Here is a 22,301-nt window from a genome sequence, read left to right on the forward strand (position 1 = left end):
CGGAGGGGAAAACGGTGAAGGGGACTAAAAAAGAGATACATATAGAGGGTAAAGTAATTCATTACACACATATTGAAAAAGGTTCTAATACAATCTGCTTTATGTTCTCAGGTTCAGGCTACAATTATGATAAGCCGTTATTTTATTATGCAACGATGCTTATGCTTGAAAATAAAATAGATGTAGTACATATTCATTATTCCTATGATGGACAATTAATGAATAAGCCAATGGAAGAAGTAACGAAAGTAATGATGGATGATATTAATCCTGTAATGAATGAAGTGTTGAAAAATGGACGCTATAGCAATTCTATATTTTTAGGGAAATCACTCGGAACGATTCCGATTGCAAATAATTTAATGAAGAGAGAAGAGTTTTTACAGTCAAAAATGATATTAATGACACCGTTACTGACGTTTGATACGATTTTTGATTCTATCTTGCATAGTCATCACGAAGGGCTTTTAGTAATTGGGGACAAAGATCACCAATACAATGTAGATCAAATTGATCAGTTACATAAAACGAATTTAACGATTGATGTCGTCAAAAACGCAAATCATTCTGTAAATGTTGGGGAATATGAAACAGAAAATTCGATTGAAGCTATAGCAAAAGTAATAGAAAGACTTAAAGAAGTTGTGAGGACAAACTAATTTAAGTTTCAATACATGCAAAAAGAGGTGCAATTTGCACCTCTTTTTTAATTTAATAAGCCTTCAAAACATGAAGCAAATAATCTTTCCGATTCAGCGGGTTATAATCAACACGTTTTCGAGTAGGGAAGGGAGCCGTAAGCTTTGTGAAACCAGCTGGCTTCGTTGTAAATATACCTTCTCCTTCTGTAAATGAATGTAGTATTCGTTTAAAATTCTCTGTTTCCCAACAGGTAATGATCCAGTTAAGTGATAAGAATCATTATGCAATATAGGCTCTGCGAAAGTTGCTGGAATGGCTGCAAGCTTATACATTGCGGTACTAATTGCATGCTCCGGTACGGTTAATTCAAACTCGTTTACTGGTTCATATACATATGTTTCAGCTTGCTTTAAAGCATCCATTAATACGAGCGGTGTTAAATTTCTAAAGTCACTCGCTGTTGTAACCGGGCTTGCGTATCCGGTATGTGTTAACGTGACAATAATATCGGTAACTTCCCAACCGTATAAACCTTGTTTTAACGTTTGAAATACTGTATTCTCAATCGCTTTATGAAATGCTAAAGGCAGTGATCCAAGTTCAACACCTAAGTTATACGTTATGCCAGAGTTAAGTGTACCTCGTTCAACTTTGAAACCAATTGTTGCGTAGAATGGATTCGCTTTTTCACCCATTACTTCGGCGGCATAACCTATACCAACTGGCTTTTCAACACATACAACTCGCGTATTTGAAAAAGCAACTTGTATATTGTATTTCTCATAAAGCGTTGTTTCGATCACTTCTTTTTGTACTTCACCGAAAAGGCGAATGTATAGTTCATTATGAACACCGTCTTTCCACACTTTAATGAGCGGATCTTCTTCGCATAGTTCCATAAGAGCAGTGTATAAATCATGAATTCGTTCTTTAGGTACTGCATCGATGACAGCTTCCATTTGCGGTTCGGCAAAGTGAATATCCTTTATATAATCCGTCTGTTCACCGATAATATCACCAATTTTAATATCATTCAGTCCCCACACTTTACAAAATTCACCGCTAGGAACGGTAGAAGTTTGAACGGCATCTCCATTATGAAATATGCACATTTTTTTAATCTTTTCTTTATGTGATTGAGACTCAGCGCGCTGTATCTCAACATATTTTCTAACGTGTAAACTACCTGAAAAAACTCTTACATAAGCAACCTTTTCACCAGAAGGTTCACGTTCTATTTTAAATACAACACCAGATAATATTTCATTTTGTGCCGATTTATTAGCTGGAATTAGTGCTGAAATATTTCCAAGTAGTTCAGCTATTCCCATACCTGTCATTGCTGAACCGAAACAGATCGGATACACATTTGCTTGCTGTATTTGTATTTCTAGTTCTTTTCTTAATAGTGTGTCCGGTACTATGTCGTTATTTACATAGGATTCAAGCAATGATTCATTATACAATGCCAATCGTTCCATACAATCGTCATATGATTTATATTCAATAATACGAGCTTCCTTTGTTCCTTCGTTCTCAGTAGAGTAAAAGGGGAATGCGTCATTTGAAAGGATTTCTTTTATTTGTTTCACAACTTTTTCAGTATTTGCACCACTACGGTCTATTTTATTTACAAATAATAAAGTCGGTATGTTTAGTTTCTGTAATGTCCGCATTAAAATCTTTGTTTGTGCTTGCACACCTTCAACGGCAGAAATAACTAAAATTGCACCGTCTAAAACACGGAATGATCGCTCCACTTCAGCGATAAAATCAGCGTGTCCAGGTGTATCAATGACATTTACTTTTACATCATCAATAAAGAAAGAAACGACAGATGCTTTAATTGTAATTCCGCGCTGTCTTTCTAATTCCATTGAATCAGTTTGCGTACTGCCGCTATCAACTCGGCCAAGTTCTTTAATCACATTCGTTTCATAAAGAATACGCTCAGTCAAACTCGTCTTGCCAGCGTCTACGTGCGCTACAATCCCTATATTTATTGTTGTCATATATAAATATCCTCATTTCATTTTCCATTTTCATTTCCTCATTTCTATTTGTGTATTGCCGCATTACAATCACTCTCCAGTCATTTAAATTATTACTATTATAATGTAATTTACATTTTTTGTAACGCTACAATGCGCCTTAATTTGGAAAAAATAAAATGAAAACAAAATGCTTGCATTCTAAATCGATATAGATTATATTAATTGACATATCAACTATTGATGTATCAAACATTTTTAGTTTGGATGTAAAGGAGGGGTAATTTGACAAGTTCATGCTCAAAAGAAGCAATAATTTTATATAAATTACACTTCCTCAATAAAGAAGTAAGTTCGAAGTTTGAAGGGTGTACGGGTATGAGTCAATCTAGACTAGAGCTTATACTTCAGTTATATGAAGTAGGTGAAATTAGTCAAAAAGCACTTCAGCAAGAAGTGAATATTGATAATGCTGCGATTACGAGGCATTTAAAACAGCTGGAAGCAAACGGAATGATTACAAGACGTAAAAATCCAGATGATAACAGAATTACGTTAGTTACTCTTACAGAAGAGGGGCGAAATAAAATTCAAGTGTATCAAGAGGAAAAAGAGCGTTTCGCTACTTCAGCATTTAAAGGATTAAGTGAAGAAGAACGCGACAATCTTTTAACGATGTTAGACCGCATTCAAGAAAATATAAAAGAATTATAAAAAAGGGAGAATACAACTATGACAAACTTACTAAAAACAAATGACTTTAATGAAATTTTAACAGGACGCCGTTCAATTCGTAAATACGATCCAGCTGTAAAAATTAGCAAAGAGGAAATGACTGAAATTCTTACAGAAGCAACGCTTGCACCGTCTTCAGTAAATATGCAACCATGGAGATTCCTTGTTATTGAAAGTGACGAAGCAAAAGCAACACTTGCGCCACTTGCTAAATTTAACCAATCTCAAGTAGAAACATCTTCAGCAATGATTGCTGTATTTGGTGACTTAAACAACTTTGATAACGCAGAAGAAATTTACGGTACAGCAGTTGAGCGCGGTTTAATGCCAGCTGAAGTAAAAGAAGATCAAATGCAAAAACTTTCAGGTTACTTCTCAATGGTTACACCAGAAGTAATGAAAGATACTGTTTTAATTGATGGTGGTCTTGTAGCGATGCAATTTATGCTAGCAGCTCGTGCTCACGGTTATGACACTTGCCCAATTGGTGGATTTGAAAAAGACCAAATCGCAGAAGCATTCGGATTAGACAAAGAGCGTCACGTACCAGTAATGTTAATTTCAATCGGAAAAGCAGCTGACAGTGGTTATCAATCAGTACGTCTTCCAGTTGAAAAAGTTGCTGAGTGGAAGTAATTTAACATAGTACAGAAATAAGTGAGGTATGAAAGGGGAAACACCATGATTATTATTCACGCAATATTTCAAGTAGATCCAGCGAAACAACAATCATTTTTAGAAGAAATTCAGCCACTCATTCATGGTTCAAGAGAAGAAAGTGGAAATGTATCCTATGACCTTTATAAAGATACAGAAAATGAAAATGTCTATACGATGGTAGAAGTATGGAAAGATAAAGAAGCAGTTGCGAGTCATAATACGAGTGAACATTATACTGCCTTCGTTAGTAAAGCACCACAATTTTTAACTGCTCCACTTGATATAAAAGCTTATAATGGAGAGTTAGTAAAATAATATGATAAAAAGATATCCTTAGCGTATTGCTAAGGGTATCTTTTTTATTTTGATAGGAACATATTTACTTCTACTGCAATGTGTTATAATTTGGAAAATGATAATTCTTAATTTTCAGAATAAATAAAGGCAGGAGATAAATATATGAGCATATTAAAGAAAATTACTAACAATATTTCGAAGGTTATTATAGGGAAAGATGAATCAATTGAGCTGGCTGCAATAGCTCTTATAGCAAGAGGACATATTTTATTAGAAGATGTACCTGGGACGGGAAAAACAACATTAGCGAAAAGTTTGGCTAAAAGTGTGGACGCTAAGTTTCAAAGAATACAATTTACAGCGGATACTTTGCCTGGAGATGTTATTGGTCTTGAATATTTCGATGTGAAGGAATCGGATTTTAAAACGAGGTTAGGACCTATTTTTGCAAATATAGTATTAGTGGATGAAATTAATCGGGCTGTACCGAGAACACAATCTTCGTTACTTGAAGTTATGGAAGAACGTACTGTTACAATTGCGAAACAGACACATTCACTACCAGAACCTTTTTTAGTAATTGCAACGCAAAATCCTCTTGAATCGGCTGGTACATTTCCTTTACCTGATGCTCAATTAGACCGATTTTTACTTACGATTCGGCAAGGTTATCCTACGAGAGAAGCAGAAAAGGAGATGATGAATCGTTTTCAAACGAATGATCCGTTAGAAACGTTACATTCAATTATTTCAACTGAAGAAATTATTACAGTGCAAAAACGAGCAAGAGAAGTGTTAGTAGGGAATGATGTGCAAGATTATTTACTTGAAATTATTGAGGCAACGCGTAAACATGAGTTAATTGAAATTGGTGTAAGCCCGCGGGGGACGTTGGCATTTATGAGAGTGATTCAAGCACGGGCAATATTAAATGAAAGAGATTATTGTACGCCAGATGATATAAAGACGCTGGCTGCATCCGTTTGCGCTCATCGTTTAACGTTAACGATTGAGGGAGAGATGAAAACGACGAAAGAACAAATCATGAAAGAAATTCTTGGTGCGATTAGTGTGCCAGTGGAGAATGTACGATGAATCAACAGCTTGTGTATACACCTTTAGCGGAGCCTTTCGTAATGGGAGTTATGTCAGTTGTAGCCGTTATTTTATGTGTATTTTCAAGTAATCTATTGTTTTTATCTCTCGTATTTTTGTATGTAATTTTAATAGGTGCTATGTATGTATACATACGTAAAGTATCTCGTGTTGAATGGGAATACAGTCAGGGGAATTCAAATGTTTTTATAGGTGAAACGAATATGTGCAAAATTAAAGTTTCAAACAAGTCGATATTTCCTATTCTTAATATCGTATTTCGATTTAAATGTGAAAATAAGCTAACTTGGAATCATGATGAAATAAACAAAAATCATAGTACAGGTTCAAATTATTATATGAATTTTAATTTAAAAGGAAGAGAGTCAGTTTCATTTGATTTGCAAGCTGTAGCGTTAAAAAGAGGAATTGCGAAATGGGAAGAAGTTGAAATTGTCATTACTGATCTCTTTGGATTCATAACGAACCATATAACATATAAACAAGTTGATACGCCCTCCTATTTAGTCTTACCAGCTGTGCCGAAAATACAAGTGCCTGAATTACAAGAATGGTCACGGGGATTTCGAAAAGCGATGTCTTCACCGCTATATGATGAAACGAAAGTAATGGGAGTGAAGTCTTATGAAAATGAAGATTTTCGTTCTATCCACTGGAGTGCAACAGCGAAAACAGGGACGATAACTGCGAAAAAGTATGAGCGAACGCAATCAGATAAATACGCGATTTATCTCAACTTGCAAAACAAAAGTGGCGTTTCTTTGCGAAAGGATACAGAAGAACTAATTGAATTAACAGCAGGCATATGCAAGCAACTGCTTTTGCAAGATTGTTCATTTGAATTATGGATTAATAGTGTGAAAGATAACGGTTTGCTACATATAAAGAACGGGGATAATCGGAAACATTTGCAAAATGTATTAAAAGTACTTGCCTCAATATCGGACCAAGATACGCCTGTATCATCTTCTTATTTTTACACAGCTGGCTTTCGTCGTAAGGAATTGGATGCAGTTCCTTTAATTTTGGGTACTTCTCCAAAGAAATATAGTAGAACGAATAAATGGATTGTAATTAAAGAATAAGAAGGGATTTATGTCATGTGGAATAAAAAACGGCATATGAAAGTGAAGTTTTGGAGTGTAAGAGCTTTAATCATACTTTTCTTTGCGATTAGTGCAATATCGTTATCACAAGGTGTGGTGCATGTACAGAACATAGTAAAAGAACGTTTTTTTAGTGAAAAGAAATCTGAAAAAATTTATAAGGAAACAATAAATCCTAATAATACGGAAGATTATGAAACACCTATTGAAAAGAAAAAAGTAGGAGATAATGGAGAAAGAACAACAACGGGTAAAAAATTTAAAGATTTCGAAAAGAAAAATTCATGGGGAGCCATATTTTCTTTTCTTTCAAATTCATGGATTACTGTATTTTTTTATGTAGTTATTGTAGCGGTAATTATATATTTTCTTTATAAATCAGTTAGGAAAAAGTTAATGAAATCAGAAATAGAACAGGAGAAACAATCGGTAATGAAAGAATATACGGTAAGAACCGAAAAAAACGAGAAAGTGAAGCATCGGTTAAAGCGACCATTACCTACAGATACGATAAGGAAAGCGTTAGTTGAATGGGAAAAGACTTTACCATTTCATGAACAGAGAAGGTCCTATGAAACGATGCAACAATGGTTAAAACGAATATGTAGAACGAGAGACATTATTCCGTTGTATGAATCAGTTCGCTATGGAGAAAAGACTTATACGGAATTAGATGTAGAAAAAACAATGAAGTGGATAGAGGGGGATGGGAAATTGGATTAAGTTAAAATAATTGAACGAAAGAGAATTAGGAATTACAAGGTGTAATGTTTCATGTATTATCCACCTTAATTCAATATTCATAGTATGAAAGGTGGAAAACAAAAATATCTGCAGGGGTGAGGTGAATAAAGAATGTTTCGTAATTGTTTTTACAATGAGAAGCAAATGCGTCCTTTAGGGGGGCAGGGGCCTGCACAAAGTACTATTCAAGCTGTTCATCATGCTATACAAGCGCAGCAACAAGCATTTCAAGCACAGCAAATGCAGGAAATCCATAATCCATCACAATCGTATTATTCATTACAGCCTTATTACCCATTACAATCGTATTATCCATCACAGTCCTATTATCCATCACAGTCTTATTATCCAATGTAGGTTAAAAAGGATGGTACGACTTTTTAATCGATTTCGTATGAAACTGTATATGATTGATAGCGAATGAAAGTAAAACGGAAATATTCTTTTTGTTGGAATTCATTCAAAAATAATTTGAAGAAAGCATTTTTTATTAAGTTTCAGGTTAACAAAAGAGGATTTGCTACGAATAGCAGGTCCTCTTTTTAAATGACAAAGAGGACCTGTGAATATTTAGAAGTAATCTATCAAAGCGGACCAATTAAACTTTAACAAAATAGTTATTTGAATAGGAAAAGGGAAAAGAATTAAGTTCACTCGTTCTTAAGAGTTTTCCCTTTGAAATTTACTTTTTGTTCGTTGTTCTATATACGTCTGAAATTGGTAAGTCCACGCCATGTAAATCTTGATTAATGCTTTTCTTTTTAACATTGGTATTGTCTGGATTAGTTGTTTCTTCCATCTGTTCTTGAGCTTTACTAGGAGTATTTAGAGCATCTGATGACACGTGGTCAAGTTGTTGACTTAATAGATTTTTTTCATCCATGTTATGTAGCTCCTTTGTGAATTTAGATATAAAAACAATGTAATTAAAAATAGTTACTTAAATATTTTGTATCTTTGAATGGAATCATATGCAGAGATTAACTAATTATAAAAATTATTAGTACTTAATAAAATTGTAATCTTGTTAGAAAGGGGGGAAGGGGGAGAAGAAATTTTGGACAGTCTTCAAAATCTTAATTTGTTGGGCATGGGGTACCGCCACATTGCTATCAAGTTAAAAATCTGTTGTTCCCCAAAACGATAAAAATAAACTTCGGTACCATAAAAACACAAAATCTCCATTTAGGGGGTACTTTAAAATCTGAGCTTGATGGGTATGATATGGTGCTCCCATGAGGGATTAATGATTATTGAGTCTAAAATACAACACCTCTTTAAAGGGGAATGGATTTCTTGAGGTGAAAATAATAAAGTTATAAGTGAGTTTTGGGAACAGAATATATAAAATTTGGTTACATCCCGGCTAACTAAACCAGTATAATCGCTCATCATTTACCCTTTTTTCTGTTTATAAAAACATTGAAGATGAGAAGTTTAAGTATTATATAGTGAAAAATAAGAAGGATATTTTTCACTGCCTTAAAAAGTTCCTTAAGAAATAAATTCAAACATAAAAATAATTAAATGTATAGGAATCATAAGGCTGCAAGGCGATTCTTTAAGAAAGCTTTGCGGTCTTTTCATGTCTCTAATACCTGGGTAATTATAGTTGATAAAAATCCAGCACTTTTTCCTTTTTTGTAAAAATGAGTTTTGATTTGAAAACGGCTGTCCAAATCGGTTTATTTTGCGTTTTGATGAAGAAGTTAATACAATAGGTCTTATTCATTATAAAACGCATGTAAAGATAGATACAGGCTTTACATGTGTTTTTAGGGAAAATGAAAAGGGTACTCATTATTTATGACTTAAATTCTTTCTCTACGAACTGGTGAATTGCTTCATTTCGATTCTTCAGCCTATTTTCATGCCAATAATTCTCTATTTGTTCCACTTGTTCTTTTGTAAATGTAACTAAATTTTCATGTATGGGGAAAGCTTGTTATAATAGTGGAGAATAACTTGGGTACAATTGATAATGAAATGGGGAAAGACGCTAGATGAAAGCAACCGGAGTGACTAGAAAAGTAGATGATTTAGGGCGTGTGGTAATTCCAAAGGAACTTAGAAATACGCTAGGTATTAAAGAAAAATCACCATTAGAGATCTTTGTAGAAGGTGAAGACATTGTTTTACAGAAATATCAGCCCGGTGGTGTTTGTGCATTAACAGGAGAGGTATCAAATCGTAACATATCATTAGCAAACGGTAAGATAACATTAAGCCCAGAAGGTGCAGAACTATTAATAAAAGAAGTAGAACAGTACCTTGTAAAATAAGTGGCTTCTTTCAAGGGACTTTTATTAAAATTAATATAGTAATTTCGTGTATCGTAATATTTAGTTAGTTTATATTTTCGTATCGGTTTTAGAAAACAAAATCTGGTGGGATTTATCGAATTCTCTGAACGTAAATTGCATGAGAAACATATGTAAAAAGGAAAAAATAATAAAAAGGCTAGTTAGTCCATTATAAGAGCTAACTAGCCTTTTATTTACTAAAGTAAACCTTAATAAAGTAAATAACTCTCGGCTGGTCCCCACTAATCACTTTCACCTGAATACACTTTTAAGTGTTCCGTTGCTATAGATATGGCATGATTTTCTGTATCAATTAACGATAACCCCTGCTTAATAGGAGCCCAATACTCATATCCGTAATCCTCAAACCACGCAAAAACTTCTGTAGTGTAAAAACCATCATTTCGTTTGATAACATGAACTTTGTATCTTTTACTTGTAGAAACAATCTCTTTAATGATTTCTTTCATTGTCTATCTCCCTCTACCTTTTATCCAGAGTGTACTACATCAAGAATATAGATGATGAAAGGTATTTTGATTGCATAAGGTATTCATATTAAGTTTACATAACACATCAATATCAGTATGAATATATCTAGAAACAAAAAAAATTCTTTGTATGTTGGCTGTTAAATACGGTCTTTTCCAAAACCAATCATGATTTCACCTTCATGGTAAAATTCTATAACAAAATTATTTGGACAAAAAAGATAAGTGTCGCTACCAACCGCCGTTACATCGCCAATATTACGTAATATATCGTTTAAATTTGCATAGAGAACAGGAGTAGGTCCGGTACTCCAGAGGATATAGACTTTACTTTCCAATGGGATAAGATGAGATATTTGATTCATGGAGTCAATGGCATGTTTAAGGGAAACCTTATTCCAACTGATTCGTCCCCACCATTCAAAAGGGTAAGAGTCATTTAATAATTTGTATATTTCTGATCCTCTTTCAGGAGATAATTCTTTAGTTTCAGCACCTAACACGCAGATGCATTCATCATATAAAGCACCATGAGTAGGTTTATGCCTTTTTCTATTTGCTTCAAGAAGTTTTAAGAGTCTTTGAGACCTGTTGTTTTTATTCATCATCCAGCCCACCATAAGGTAAATGAAAATATATAATAAAATCTTTATAAACAGATAAAAACCTTTTTATTTCTTGACTAATATCTTCTAGATTCCCATATATATTATCTGCGGCTAAATTAATTTCTTCATTGAAATTATACAGCTGTTCATCTATATAATCGAATCCCTCACAGCAATTATTATGTACTAATTTAAATATAAATGGTTTTATTTTCAATGCATTTTCTCCAGTTATAATAAATTTCTCACATAAAAGTCCCAGTATAATTTTCACTGGTAATTTTTCATCATATCTTCCCTTTATGTTTTTTAATTTAGCTGCAATATCGACCAATTTATCATTACTGGATAAAGAAACGTCAATAATTTCATTAGCAGGGAGTTTGGCAGAGCATGTACCATATGTCAAACCTTTCCCTGTCTCTTGGTATGCGTTATCCCATAGAGATAAGAAATAATTGAATACAAAACGAGAACATCCGATCGTTTTATTGATTAGGGTTGCTTGTGCTTTATTTGGATAGATACGAAATTTATATGCTGTATTGATTATCATTCCATTCACCTCCATTTCTATATGCGTCTATTATACAACAAACATATATTCGATAGGTAGTGAAGTAATAGTTTATGTATGTCGAACAATTAAGATGGCTTCCTGCCATCTCTTGTCCGAAGCCAATTCATCTCCCACCTACTCACTAAGCGTTCCTTGAGGAAGGAGTCTTCTTGGCTAAAATGATAAAAAATTATCTTGGATGCAAGAGGATTTTTTTATTGGGAATAGTAAGGATGAGGGGAGGTGCATTACATATGGGAAAAGGTAGAAGTAATAATGCTGGTAAAAAACAACCGAATTTCGATGATTCGTCTAATTTCGCTAAACAAAGCCAACCGACAGAAAAGAAGAAGAAATAAGAAAAGGAGCTCTCTTTATCAAGAGAGCTCCTTTTTAAAATATTGACGTACCGATCACTCAACCAAATAGTCACAAGTGTAGTTTTGAATTCGATCACAAAGTGAAATGGAAGGAAGATGTTAGGAAAAACGTAGAAAGATTAAATTTCTATGTTTTTTTGCATCCATTCAATGCTACATATGTACATATTCATTATTGAAGTTATTAACAATAAAATGTATTATAGAAAAGCACAATTTTTAATTCAAGTAAGCGGGAATGTGTATTCATAATAAATAAAATATTCAGAAATGATAGTATTGTCTGGGAAACGAGGTGGAATTAATAGAGACATTACATATTAAATGGTATGGATTGTATAGTTTAAATGACTTTTACAGTAGAGAAGAAGCTTTTAAGAAGGTTATAAACAAAGAGATAATGCTCTATATAGAAAAAAATAAAGGCGCTTTATACAAAAGATAAGGGGACTTCATAAAGATTCGTTTTGTCATGAAAGCGAATTAAAGGTTAGATTAGGAATAATAGAATTCCCTAGTGGCGAAAGCTGTTCTGAAAAGAAGGTAAAAGAGGTAAAATCTCTTTTAATTTTACGGCATATCCATTGGAAAGCGCAAACTAAAGAGGGCATTTGATTTTAAAAATTATAAATCGGTGAAGAAGAGGCTTAATTGTTAAAAGTATACTTAAGTACAGAAACTTATCAATCTTTAATTTATTAAACTATTTTTGAATAACATATGTCAGATACTTGAAAAAGAATAAATTTTATTATTTTTATATGGAATTCTGTATGGGAAGTGTAGTTCATTTTTATTATTTAATAAAAATATTAAGATTCTTAGGAAGAATACGTAAAGATTAGTGGCGAAAATAAACACGGAGGTTTGAAAAATGGGACAAGGAAGCAGGTTTCAAGCAAAACAACAAAATCGTCGTAATAAGGGGATATTTAATATCGCATTTAGTGTGGTATTAGTAACAGTTGGCATAGTGACATATCAGTTGTTTTTCACTTCTGATACATCAGAGAAAGCAATTGCTCAAGAAAAGAAAGCAACAAAGATAGAAGAAAAGAAAAACGAAGATAAAGAAGCAACAAAGATAGAAGAAAAGAAAAACGAAGATAAAGAAGCGGCAAAGGTAGAAGAAAAGAAAAATGAAGATAAAGAAGCGGCAAAGGTAGAAGAAAAGAAAAATGAAGATAAAGAAGCGGCAAAAATAGAAGAAAAGAAAAACGGAGATAAAGAAACAGCACATTTAGAAGAGAAACAAAAAGTAGAAGAACCTGTAAAAACGAACGAAAATGAAAATAAAGAGGGAGAAAAAACGATATCTCAAGAAAAGGGTTCTCAAACTAATCCTTCTTGGAAGCCAATTGGTACAGAGCAAGGAGCAAAACCTGCAATGAAATTTAAAGAAGGAACAGCAGATTGGAATGAGATGAAAAAAGCAATTTCATATGCTGTTGATGTTCCAGAGAGTCAATTGATTTTTGATTTTATTGGGAATAATGGTAATAATAAAGCCTACGGTAATGTACGAGATAAGCAAAGTAATAAAAAATATAAGGTTGATATTGATTGGGTAGAGAATCAGGGTTGGAAACCAGTATCTGTTCAAGTGGTAAAATAAATAAGAGAACTGTAAATGCTATCCGCTCTTGTTGTGAGAGACTAAGCTATTATAGTATAGATAAGATAAACTTGATTCTATATCGTGCCGTTGATTCTGAAGGAAACACGATTGACTTTTATTTGAGTAAATCTAGAGATCATAAGGCTGCAAAGCACTTTTTCAAGAAAGCTTTGCAGTCTTTTCATGTTTCAAAGCCTCGTGTTATAACAGTCGATAAGAATCCTGCTTTTCCAATTGCTATCGAACAGTTGAAGGAAGGAAAAGGATACCAATAGGCACCGAAATCCGAAGGATAAAATATTTAAATAACATAGTAGAACAAGAGCCTCGTTTTATTAAAAAACGTATACGCTCTATGTTGGGATTTAAATCATACAAAACATCAGCTTCTATATTGAGTGGTGTGGAAGCCATGCATACGCTCAAAAAAGAACAAATTGATTTGCAGGACCAGTCTGTCCAAAATCAGAATATTTTTATCAACCAGCTGTTTGGATTAACTACTTAACAGGTAATTTCGTTAGGAATCCATGATTCTTTTTTATTTATCATTTTTTTGCACCAGAACCCCATATCGCTATTAAGCTAACAAAGAGACTAATAATACCAAGGAAAGGCTTTCTTTTCAATAGGATACATTCTATCAATAAGAGAAATATGTAATTATGCATATCCTTTTTTATTATTTCAATAGTATCAAAGCTTAATATATAATTAAAAGGTTTTTAAATGGATTGATAAGGAGATGCGAGTATGAAGAAAATCATAGGACTTATAGTATCATTATTTTTATTATTTTCTACTTATGCACCAATGTTTACAGAAGCAGCCGAAGTTTTAAATAAAGTAGGCTGAGTGAAGAAAATAGAGAGCCTGCTCGTAATGAGTAGACCTTTTTTATAACGTTTCTTTATAGGAAACCCGTTATATATGCGTTATAGATCATATGCACAATGTCAGTCCTTGATACGTCTGTAAAAAACGTATCAAAAGGTGTACTTTTTGATACACAGCATATAACTTTTTAATTAACTAAGCAAATTTCCCTTTGTCGGGGGGATGAGCAAAAAAACTAGTTTAAAAATTTTCACACCAGAAACAGATAACGCGATAAAGTATTAGTTACTGTGCGTGTAATTATAAAAAAAAGAGCCTTCCCAAATGATGTTTTTAATAGTTTAGTTTATATGATTTTAGGAAATTAATAGCATTTTATACCACTATTATTTACCTAATTTCCAAGAAATAGAGGTGATTGTAGGTGACTAAACCTTTTAAAAAAAATAGTCGTTATATGGCTGGATTAGACAGTCTAAGGGGCCTAGCTATACTAGGTGTTATTTTGTATCATATTAACTTTAATTGGATGCCTGGAGGATTTTTAGGGGTTACTGTATTTTTTGTACTCTCAGGTTATTTAATTACAGATATTCTAGCGATGGAGTGGAAGAGAAATAAGAGAATTGATTTGAAGAAATTCTGGCTTAGTAGGGCAAGGAGATTGCTTCCAGCAATGTTTGTTATGCTCGTTATAACGTTGGCATGGATTACGATTTTTCATAGCTCTTTACTTGAAAAAATGCGTGGAGACTCATTAGCGGCGTTATTTTATGTTAGTAACTGGTGGTATATTTATCATAAATTATCTTATTTTGATAGCTTTGGTCAGCCTTCTCCACTAAATCATTTTTGGTCGTTAGCTGTTGAGGAACAATTTTATGTGGTTTGGCCGTTCGTCATTAGTTTAGGATTTTATTACATAAAAAAACAATCACGCATGATCTTATTTATTTGTCTAGGAGCAATTGCATCTGCTTTAGCAATGGCAATTCTATATGAACCAGGCTCTGACCCAAGTAGAATTTATTACGGTACTGATACACGGGCTTTTTCTTTATTAATTGGAGCGGCACTTGCTTTAATTTGGCCAAGCAGTAGACTTGCGAATAAAATTATTCCGCAAGCACGTCTTATTCTTGATGTTATTGGGGGAGTTGCTCTTAGTATCATTCTCATTATGTTTTGGAAGACGAATCAATATGAGCCGTTTCTATACCGTGGGGGAATGGTCCTTTTATCAATTGCTACAGCCTTGTTAGTCGCTAACCTTGCGCATCCGGCTAGCAGAATCGCACTATTTTTGAGATTTAGACCACTGCGTTGGATGGGCGTGCGATCATATGGAATATATCTTTGGCATTATCCGATTATTACATTGACGACTCCGAAGGTAAATGCTGGAGAGTTTTCGATTACAAGAGCAATTCTTCAATTTCTCCTAATTATAGTTATTGCACAAATTTCGTGGAAGTTTATTGAAAATCCAATACGAAAAGGTGCATTGAAGAATATTCGGATTAAAAACTTGAAAATAAGAAACTTAACTGTAAGTGGTAAGTTAGCTTTAATATGTGCAGTATTTATTTCTTCGATAGCTACTTTTGGATTAACAACAGCTACTAAAGCAAAGGAGAATCCTCCAAAAGATAAGGTGGAAGCTGTGCAAGAAGAGCAGGCTAAACATCCCGTTGCAGTTTGGGATAAACCAGCTAATGAACCACCTCAAAATAAAGAAGAACAAAAAGAAGCGATTCCCGCACAGCCTAAAGACCCTCTAACAGTTACAGCTGTAGGAGATTCAATCATGATTGATATTGCTCCGTATTTAAAAAATACTTTTCCTAATATTAGGATTGATGCGGAAATAGGGCGGCAAATGTCCAAAGCAATCCCTGCTGTGGAACAGCTAAAGAATGAGGGGAATTTAGGAAATCATGTCATTATTGGATTAGGTACAAATGGAGCCTTTACTAAGGAGCAATTAGCATCATTAATAAAAGTGATTGGGGATGAACGTAAAATTATATTAATTAATACGAGAGTACCACGTCCGTGGGAATCGTTGGTGAATGAGAAGTTAAAAGAAGCAGCATCAGCTTACAAAAATGTAGTGTTAGTTGATTGGTATGCAGCAAGTGCTGGAAATCAGGCATACTTTGAACCAGATGGCGTACATTTAACGAAAACAGGTGCAGAAGCATATGCTGCCCTTGTAGCAAAAGCAGTGAATCAATAGAGAGTACGGAAACGATTCTGATGAAAAGATTTACAAAACGTATTTACGAAATTCTAACAAAAGAAAATGAATTTAACGGATTACCAGAAAGAATTCTCCTTCCTCAAGCGTGCACAGGGCGTAGCCCAACGATAGGTGGGAGATGAATTTCAGTTTGGCGTAGCCAAAAAGCACGTAACTGTTAAGATCAAAAGTGTGGGTAGAAAATTATGGTGAAGCAATCGCTGGTGATACCGGTAGTGCCATTAAAGGTAATCGTATTGATGTTTTAGTAGGTTCAAAAAGTAAGGCCATGAATTGGGGAAGACAAACTGTTAAAGTAAAAGTTCTATGATAATTATGGTTACCCAAATAGAAGTCAGTTCTCTTTAATGAGATAAATCGTTTTGCACTAATAGGGACAGTAACAGACAAAAACGGATGGCTAATTAATAATGGTATTTACTATGCTAGTCGCTTTGGCAAGTTTTATAGTACACCAACAAAAGGACAGCAAGTTGTTACAGAAGCAATGGGGATATATCCATATTTAGGGCAACAATATTTTGTTGCAGCAGAACAAATTGCTACTAATTACGGCGGGATAGATGCAAATGGAAAAACGGTAAATTTAGATCAAATTCGAGAAGATGGTAAGAAACATTATTTTCCAAAAGCGTATACATTTGATGATGGGGCTATTGTCTTTAAAGCGGGGGATAAAGTTAGCGAAGAAAAAATTAAACGTTTATATTGGGCAGCAAAAGAAGTACGATCTCAATTTTATCGTACAGTTGGTAGTGATAAACCACTCGAAAGTGGACATGCTGATGATGTGTTAACAATGGTTATTTATAATAGTCCGGATGAATATCAATTTAACCGTCAACTATACGGCTATGAAACAAATAATGGTGGAATTTATATTGAAGGAACAGGAACCTTCTTTACATATGAACGTACACCACAGCAGAGTATTTATAGTTTGGAAGAATTGTTTCGTCACGAATTTACACACTATTTACAGGGCAGATACGAAGTTCCGGGATTATGGGGTCAAGGAGAAATGTATCAAAATGAACGCTTAACATGGTTTGAAGAAGGAAATGCGGAGTTTTTTGCAGGCTCAACGCGATTAGACAGTGTGGTACCGCGAAAAAGTATCATTGGTGGATTGTCTAATGATCCTGCGAAACGTTACACAGCAGCGCAAACATTAAATGCAAAATACGGAACGTGGGATTATTATAATTACTCGTTTGCATTGCAATCGTATATGTATAATAACCGTCCTGATATGTTCGATAAAGTGCATGATTTAATTCGTACAAATGCTGTTCCAGGTTACGATGCGTACCGTTCTACATTAAGTAAAGATAATAAATTAAATGAAGAATATCAAACTTACATGCAAATGCTGATAGATAATCGTGATAAGTATACAATTCCGCAAGTATCAGATGATTATGTAGCACAGCACAATCCGAAACCACTTTCGGATGTTGCAGCAGATGTCACCAATGAAGCGAAGTTAAAAAATGTGAAGGTAACAAATAATAAATCACAATTCTTTAATACCTCCACACTACAAGGAACATATACAGGAAGTGCGGCAAAAGGGGAAAATGAGGATTGGAAAGTGATGAATCAAGCAACGAATGATATGCTGAAGCATCTTGCAGAAAAAGAGTGGAGCGGATACAAAACATTAACTGCTTATTTTGTAAATTACCGTGTCAATGCCGCTGGACAATTTGAATATGATGTTGTGTTTATCGGAGTGAATACAGAAGAAGGTACTGCTGTAGAAAAAGAACCGAATAATTCATTTGATGCAGCGAATCCATTATCTTTGAACACGTTATTAAGAGGAAACTTAAGTGATCAAGATCAAGTTGACAGATTTGTTATCGATGTAAAGGACCCAAAAGATTTACAAATTACCGTTACGAACGAACAAAACCTTGGACTGAACTGGGTATTATATTCTGAATCAGATCTAAATAATTATGTAGCTTATGCAACAAAACGTGATGGAAACAAATTGCTTGGAAATTATAATGCGAAGCCAGGGAAATATTATTTAAGTGTATATAAGTATGGCGGTGGAACAGGGGATTATACTGTAGAAGTAAAATGATTTTAAGTAGTCGTTTTTAAAAAAATAGATGCCCATAGGCATCTATTTTTCTTTTTTTAATGAAATGATGGTGTATATACAAAAGATAAACTCCAATACCTTTTCTTAAAAAATCAAGGATTTTATACTAGGGTTTATTTCATATGCAAATTTTAAAATTACCTACACGTGCCCTTTAGAAAAAAGAAACAATCTCGCCTAAAATTGACTTTACATAAGCTTAGCTTGATAGCGATGGGGTACCGCCATATTGCCATCAAATTAAGAAAAAAATTAATCCCTCTACAACAAAAACGCTATTCTTTTTCATTGCGGATATTGTATTTCTTTAACCGACGAATCAGTGAAGTTTGGGTAATTCCAAGAACTTTTGCAGTTTTACGTGTAGTCTTATTTTTCTTAATTGCCTGTTCAATAATTATTTTTTCCATACTTTCGATAATCTCGTTTAAATTGTTGCCTTTTTTCAGAGATTGTAAAGCTTCTTCTTCCATACTTACTGAAAGAAAGCGCTCTGGTAAATCATGAATTGAGATTTCTTCCTTTTTAGCCATAATAACGAGCTGCTCAACAGTATTTTCCAACTCGCGTATATTTCCCGGCCACTGATAACGTTGAAAAACACCTATCGTTTGCTTCGAGAAGGTACGTGTCTGGTTGAATATTTGGTTATACTTTTGCAAATAGAAATGGAGTAGTGGAAAAATATCTTCATGTCGCTCGCGTAGCGGCGGAATGTTTACTGGTAAAACATGAAGGCGATAATATAGATCGGCCCGGAATTTTCCCTCTTTTACCATTTCCTCGATTTTGCGGTTTGTTGCTGCAATAATGCGAATATCAGCCTTTACTAACTGTGAACCGCCAATAGGCATATAGGTCTTGTCCTGCAGTAATTGAAGGAGCTTGGGCTGCAAATGTAGCGGAAGTTCACTAATTTCATCCAAAAAAAGCGTTCCTTTTTCGGCTGTTTTGACGAGCCCTGTTTTCCCTTTTGAATTCGCACCTGTAAAGGCTCCCTTATGGTAGCCGAACAATTCAGATTCGAGAAGTGTATCGGGAATTGCTGCACAATTTAAGTGGACAAAGGGTTGACTGTTTCGTTCACTCAATTCATGAATACGTTTTGCAACTACGTTTTTTCCAACGCCTGTTTCTCCGTTAATAAGCACAGTTGAATCAACACTTGCCACTCTTTCCAGGATTTCAGCAAGCAAATTATGTATTTTACTATGTCCAATAAAGGACTGTTCCTCTTGCATTAGAATATACCGGGTATTCATTTTTTTTATTTCTAGCAAATACCGCTTCAATACGGGGGCTAATTCTTCCCATTCTAGCTTAGAAACATTATCCATCCAATTGTTTATATCATGACCATGTGCTACAAAATAAAGGGGGTTTTCCTGCTCATCCAAAATAATGTCCCCTGTTACTGTCATCTTATTACCACCGGTGATTTCTTGCACAGTGGTTACAGTACTTCCATTTTGTAAAGCCATTTCGATTACGGATGGAGTGAACGCACCCTCTTTTTTCAGAACGAAAATATTCCTACCAATCAAATGTTCCTTGCTTTTGTTAAAAAGCTTACAACATGCTTGGTTTACCCACATAATCGTTCCGTTTTTGTCAACAATATTCATCCCACTTTCAAGACTATCAAGAATCTTCAAGAGATATTTACTTTCAATTTGGACAGGAATGTCGGACATGGCTTAAATCCTCCTATGAATGCATCTATGTTGAAACGCAAGTGGTTCAACATAGATGGAAATTAGTGAAAAGAATGAACCATTTATGAATCTATTGAAACGAATTTAATTCATTATATCTCACAAATGCCAGATTTAAATGAAATTTTTATAATTTTCCGTCTATTTTTAATGTTTTTGTTCCAAATTGATGGCATAATTTTTGCATTATAAAAATGTACAGTGCGGAATTATTAATTTATAGAGGGAGGTAGTTAATGGAATCTTTTCTATTTGTCAAGGATTTCCCTTTTTATTGAAAGCGCTTTAATCGCGCGTAATTCTAATTAAGTCACGTTTATGAAGACTAAAAGGTAATCTGCACTCGTTGTCTCTTTCACTTAAAAAGAAAAGTTTTATGTCGTTTTTTCAATTTGTACTTATATAAAAAGGATGGTGTTTGTATGAATGCAAATCTAGTATTTATCAATGGTGAAGTTATTACATCAAACAGACAAAACTCAATAGTAGAATCTGTAGCGATAAAGGATAATCGAATAATTGGGGTTGGTTCAAATTTAGAAACGAATAAATTCATTGGGGAGAAGACTGAAGTCATTGACCTAGCAGGCAAATCTCTTCTTCCTGGATTTATTGATGCACACACACACCTGGTTTTATATGGGGTTTTTCAATTGAATATCAGTTGTAAAGAAAGTCACATCGACTCTGTTGCAGATGTGCTGAATGAGCTTAAGAAAAAAGCGTTGGAAACTCCAGAAGGTGAGTGGATAAGAGCTTGGGGATTTAATGAAACTACCATAAAGGAGAAAAGGTATCCAACGATTGCGGAGCTAGATGCCATTTCAGCGAAGCATCCAATCATCATTTCTCGTACGTGCGGACATATTTGTATCGTAAACACAGCAGCACTAGAGAAGGCTGGATATGACGAAAAGACACCGAATCCTCAAGGTGGAGTAATTGAAAAAAATGAGAAGGGGGAAATTACAGGGAAATTATTTGAAGCTGCAAATATGAAGATGAATGATGTAGCAAGTTATACAGATGATGAGCTTATGAAAGCTGTAAAAATTGCGTCGGATCATTTCATTTCTGGGGGTATCACGAGTATTCATGAAGCAGCTACTTTTGATTCTAATTGTTATCGTTTGTTACAAACAGCTATAAAAACGAAAGACATCGGTGTTCGGATATATGCAATAATTGGTACCATAAATGAATCGGATAAATTTGTAAATAAAATGATGAATGCAGGGATAGTAACCGGTACAGGGGATGAGAAGTTTAGAGTTGGGCCGGCTAAAATATTTTTAGATGGAAGTAGCTCTGGTCCAACAATTGCAACTCGAAAACCCTACTCCAGCGATCCTAACAATTTCGGGATTCTTTATTATAGTGAGGAAGAAATATATAAAGTTCTAGGTGAAGCACATAAAAAAGGCTATCAAATTACAGTACATGCTCAAGGTGATAAAGCCATTGAAATGTATTTAAATTGCGTAGAAAGAGCGTTAAAAGAAGCACCAAGGAAAAATCATCGTCATCGAATCGAGCATGCAGGAGTTTCAACTCCAGATTTACAAGAAAGAATGAAACAACTTGAAGTCATCCCTATTCCAAACCCGCCATTTCCATATGAATATGGCGAGATATATGCTCACAATTATGGTGAACGTGTTAATTATATGTACGCTGCTCGTGATTATATAGATAAAGGTATTATTGCAGCAGGTAGTTCAGATGCACCGGTTACCGATTATAATCCATTATTGGGAATTCATACTGCAGTTAATAGAAAAAGCCAATTTGGAGCTGAAATTGGCATTAATCAATCCATTAGTGTACTAGAAGCTATTAAACTTTACACATGGAATGGCGCTTATGCAAGTTTTGAAGAGGATATAAAAGGAAGCATAGAGGTAGGGAAATTAGCTGATTTAGTTATTTTAAGTGAAAGTATTTTAAAAGCTGAACCAGACCTTATTAAGGATTTGAAAGTGGAAACAACGATTATTGACGGAGAAATTGTCTATCAAAAAGAGAATGATTTAATGATGAAAAATTAGATTTAGGAAAAAAATGGAGTATTGCAATGATATTACCTCGTATTATTCGTTACCATTAGCCCGCTATTTGCG

The 22,301-nt window shown here is 34.2% G+C and carries 17 protein-coding genes and 7 pseudogenes; 18 read left to right on the top strand and 6 right to left on the bottom strand.

All coding sequences use genetic code 11. The features are described 5' to 3' along the window. Positions 1-14 precede the first annotated feature (14 nt). Positions 15-659, top strand: coding sequence for an alpha/beta hydrolase (locus ACP6L7_RS07080; protein ID WP_097830203.1), 645 nt, complete (start codon positions 15-17; stop codon positions 657-659). 52 nt (positions 660-711) lie between these two features. Here the strand turns inward: ACP6L7_RS07080 and ACP6L7_RS07085 are convergent. Further along, a pseudogene (locus ACP6L7_RS07085) lies at positions 712-2,654 on the bottom strand (GTP-binding protein). 264 nt (positions 2,655-2,918) lie between these two features. Between ACP6L7_RS07085 and ACP6L7_RS07090 the strand changes: the two are divergent. The 7 genes from ACP6L7_RS07090 to ACP6L7_RS07120 all read left to right on the top strand — a co-directional run bounded on the left by ACP6L7_RS07090 (position 2,919) and on the right by ACP6L7_RS07120 (position 7,648). Next, the gene (locus ACP6L7_RS07090) at positions 2,919-3,347 is read left to right on the top strand and encodes a MarR family winged helix-turn-helix transcriptional regulator (RefSeq protein ID WP_097830200.1); all 429 of its coding nucleotides are present in this window, start codon (positions 2,919-2,921) and stop codon (positions 3,345-3,347) included. Between the two features lie 18 nt (positions 3,348-3,365). Further along, the gene (locus tag ACP6L7_RS07095) at positions 3,366-4,004 is read left to right on the top strand and encodes a nitroreductase family protein (RefSeq protein WP_097830199.1); all 639 of its coding nucleotides are present in this window, start codon (positions 3,366-3,368) and stop codon (positions 4,002-4,004) included. Positions 4,005-4,049: 45 nt separating this feature from the next. Continuing rightward, positions 4,050-4,343, top strand: a complete 294-nt coding sequence (locus tag ACP6L7_RS07100; RefSeq protein WP_097830198.1) for a putative quinol monooxygenase — start codon at positions 4,050-4,052, stop codon at positions 4,341-4,343. Positions 4,344-4,487: 144 nt separating this feature from the next. Beyond that, complete coding sequence (locus ACP6L7_RS07105; protein WP_097830197.1) at positions 4,488-5,420, top strand: AAA family ATPase; 933 nt, start codon at positions 4,488-4,490, stop codon at positions 5,418-5,420. Next, positions 5,417-6,526 (top strand): DUF58 domain-containing protein, encoded by a 1,110-nt coding sequence (locus tag ACP6L7_RS07110; RefSeq protein ID WP_097830196.1) that lies wholly within the window; start codon positions 5,417-5,419, stop codon positions 6,524-6,526. Before ACP6L7_RS07105 ends, ACP6L7_RS07110 begins: the two co-directional genes overlap by 4 nt. Before the next feature lie 15 nt (positions 6,527-6,541). Further along, a complete protein-coding gene (locus ACP6L7_RS07115; RefSeq protein WP_097830195.1) occupies positions 6,542-7,270 on the top strand; it encodes a hypothetical protein in 729 nt (242 codons plus the stop codon). A gap of 132 nt (positions 7,271-7,402) precedes the next feature. Then, positions 7,403-7,648: a DUF3947 family protein gene (locus tag ACP6L7_RS07120; RefSeq protein ID WP_097830194.1), complete on the top strand. Its 246-nt coding sequence runs from the start codon at positions 7,403-7,405 to the stop codon at positions 7,646-7,648. A gap of 325 nt (positions 7,649-7,973) precedes the next feature. On the opposite strand, the gene ACP6L7_RS07125 is transcribed toward ACP6L7_RS07120, so the two are convergent. Continuing rightward, positions 7,974-8,174: a hypothetical protein gene (locus ACP6L7_RS07125; RefSeq protein WP_097830193.1), complete on the bottom strand. Its 201-nt coding sequence runs from the start codon at positions 8,172-8,174 to the stop codon at positions 7,974-7,976. A 487-nt stretch (positions 8,175-8,661) separates the two neighbouring features. Here ACP6L7_RS07125 and ACP6L7_RS07130 point away from each other — a divergent pair. The 3 genes and pseudogenes from ACP6L7_RS07130 to ACP6L7_RS07140 form a co-directional block, all read left to right on the top strand. Continuing rightward, a pseudogene (locus ACP6L7_RS07130) lies at positions 8,662-8,796 on the top strand (sporulation protein YhbH); the annotation flags it as partial. 28 nt (positions 8,797-8,824) lie between these two features. After that, positions 8,825-8,920 (top strand): annotated as a pseudogene (locus ACP6L7_RS07135) (IS6 family transposase); the annotation flags it as partial. A gap of 374 nt (positions 8,921-9,294) precedes the next feature. After that, a complete protein-coding gene (locus ACP6L7_RS07140) occupies positions 9,295-9,573 on the top strand; it encodes an AbrB/MazE/SpoVT family DNA-binding domain-containing protein (protein WP_000648339.1) in 279 nt (92 codons plus the stop codon). A 263-nt stretch (positions 9,574-9,836) separates the two neighbouring features. On the opposite strand, the gene ACP6L7_RS07145 is transcribed toward ACP6L7_RS07140, so the two are convergent. The 3 genes from ACP6L7_RS07145 to ACP6L7_RS07155 all read right to left on the bottom strand — a co-directional run bounded on the left by ACP6L7_RS07145 (position 9,837) and on the right by ACP6L7_RS07155 (position 11,249). Beyond that, positions 9,837-10,064 carry a hypothetical protein gene (locus ACP6L7_RS07145; protein WP_097830192.1) on the bottom strand — a complete coding sequence of 76 codons (228 nt, stop codon included), beginning with the start codon at positions 10,062-10,064 and terminating at the stop codon, positions 9,837-9,839. A gap of 161 nt (positions 10,065-10,225) precedes the next feature. After that, positions 10,226-10,693 carry a CDI toxin immunity protein gene (locus ACP6L7_RS07150; protein WP_097830191.1) on the bottom strand — a complete coding sequence of 156 codons (468 nt, stop codon included), beginning with the start codon at positions 10,691-10,693 and terminating at the stop codon, positions 10,226-10,228. Continuing rightward, positions 10,683-11,249 carry a helix-turn-helix domain-containing protein gene (locus tag ACP6L7_RS07155; protein ID WP_097830190.1) on the bottom strand — a complete coding sequence of 189 codons (567 nt, stop codon included), beginning with the start codon at positions 11,247-11,249 and terminating at the stop codon, positions 10,683-10,685. Before ACP6L7_RS07155 ends, ACP6L7_RS07150 begins: the two co-directional genes overlap by 11 nt. Before the next feature lie 678 nt (positions 11,250-11,927). Here ACP6L7_RS07155 and ACP6L7_RS07160 point away from each other — a divergent pair. The 6 genes and pseudogenes from ACP6L7_RS07160 to ACP6L7_RS07185 all read left to right on the top strand — a co-directional run. After that, positions 11,928-12,270 (top strand): annotated as a pseudogene (locus tag ACP6L7_RS07160) (sodium:proton symporter). 236 nt (positions 12,271-12,506) lie between these two features. Further along, positions 12,507-13,247, top strand: a complete 741-nt coding sequence (locus tag ACP6L7_RS07165; protein WP_264446919.1) for a YrrS family protein — start codon at positions 12,507-12,509, stop codon at positions 13,245-13,247. Positions 13,248-13,318: 71 nt separating this feature from the next. Then, a pseudogene (locus ACP6L7_RS07170) lies at positions 13,319-13,758 on the top strand (IS6 family transposase); the annotation flags it as partial. Between the two features lie 753 nt (positions 13,759-14,511). Continuing rightward, a complete protein-coding gene (locus ACP6L7_RS07175; protein ID WP_097830188.1) occupies positions 14,512-16,326 on the top strand; it encodes an acyltransferase family protein in 1,815 nt (604 codons plus the stop codon). A 181-nt stretch (positions 16,327-16,507) separates the two neighbouring features. Continuing rightward, a pseudogene (locus tag ACP6L7_RS07180) lies at positions 16,508-16,660 on the top strand (3D domain-containing protein); the annotation flags it as partial. 36 nt (positions 16,661-16,696) lie between these two features. Next, positions 16,697-18,445, top strand: a pseudogene (locus tag ACP6L7_RS07185) (collagenase); the annotation flags it as partial. 296 nt (positions 18,446-18,741) lie between these two features. On the opposite strand, the gene ACP6L7_RS07190 reads toward ACP6L7_RS07185, so the two are convergent. Then, positions 18,742-20,160 carry a sigma-54 interaction domain-containing protein gene (locus tag ACP6L7_RS07190; protein WP_097830366.1) on the bottom strand — a complete coding sequence of 473 codons (1,419 nt, stop codon included), beginning with the start codon at positions 20,158-20,160 and terminating at the stop codon, positions 18,742-18,744. 443 nt (positions 20,161-20,603) lie between these two features. On the opposite strand from ACP6L7_RS07190, the gene ACP6L7_RS07195 reads away from it, so the two are divergent. Next, positions 20,604-22,229, top strand: coding sequence for an amidohydrolase (locus ACP6L7_RS07195; RefSeq protein WP_097830367.1), 1,626 nt, complete (start codon positions 20,604-20,606; stop codon positions 22,227-22,229). Positions 22,230-22,301 lie beyond the last annotated feature (72 nt).

It is taken from the genome of Bacillus silvicola, assembly GCF_050524305.1.
Lineage (GTDB): Bacteria > Bacillota > Bacilli > Bacillales > Bacillaceae_G > Bacillus_A > Bacillus_A cereus_AT.

Excerpts from the sequence above, each read along its gene's own strand:
- ACP6L7_RS07190 (WP_097830366.1), bottom strand. The coding sequence starts at position 20,160 with ATGTCCGACATTCCTGTCCAAATTGAAAGTAAATATCTCTTGAAGATT.
- ACP6L7_RS07165 (WP_264446919.1), top strand. The coding sequence starts at position 12,507 with ATGGGACAAGGAAGCAGGTTTCAAGCAAAACAACAAAATCGTCGTAAT.
- ACP6L7_RS07115 (WP_097830195.1), top strand. The coding sequence starts at position 6,542 with ATGTGGAATAAAAAACGGCATATGAAAGTGAAGTTTTGGAGTGTAAGA.
- ACP6L7_RS07140 (WP_000648339.1), top strand. The coding sequence starts at position 9,295 with ATGAAAGCAACCGGAGTGACTAGAAAAGTAGATGATTTAGGGCGTGTG.
- ACP6L7_RS07195 (WP_097830367.1), top strand. The coding sequence starts at position 20,604 with ATGAATGCAAATCTAGTATTTATCAATGGTGAAGTTATTACATCAAAC.
- ACP6L7_RS07095 (WP_097830199.1), top strand. The coding sequence starts at position 3,366 with ATGACAAACTTACTAAAAACAAATGACTTTAATGAAATTTTAACAGGA.
- ACP6L7_RS07120 (WP_097830194.1), top strand. The coding sequence starts at position 7,403 with ATGTTTCGTAATTGTTTTTACAATGAGAAGCAAATGCGTCCTTTAGGG.
- ACP6L7_RS07150 (WP_097830191.1), bottom strand. The coding sequence starts at position 10,693 with ATGATGAATAAAAACAACAGGTCTCAAAGACTCTTAAAACTTCTTGAA.
- ACP6L7_RS07145 (WP_097830192.1), bottom strand. The coding sequence starts at position 10,064 with ATGAAAGAAATCATTAAAGAGATTGTTTCTACAAGTAAAAGATACAAA.
- ACP6L7_RS07100 (WP_097830198.1), top strand. The coding sequence starts at position 4,050 with ATGATTATTATTCACGCAATATTTCAAGTAGATCCAGCGAAACAACAA.
- ACP6L7_RS07105 (WP_097830197.1), top strand. The coding sequence starts at position 4,488 with ATGAGCATATTAAAGAAAATTACTAACAATATTTCGAAGGTTATTATA.
- ACP6L7_RS07125 (WP_097830193.1), bottom strand. The coding sequence starts at position 8,174 with ATGGATGAAAAAAATCTATTAAGTCAACAACTTGACCACGTGTCATCA.
- ACP6L7_RS07155 (WP_097830190.1), bottom strand. The coding sequence starts at position 11,249 with ATGATAATCAATACAGCATATAAATTTCGTATCTATCCAAATAAAGCA.
- ACP6L7_RS07110 (WP_097830196.1), top strand. The coding sequence starts at position 5,417 with ATGAATCAACAGCTTGTGTATACACCTTTAGCGGAGCCTTTCGTAATG.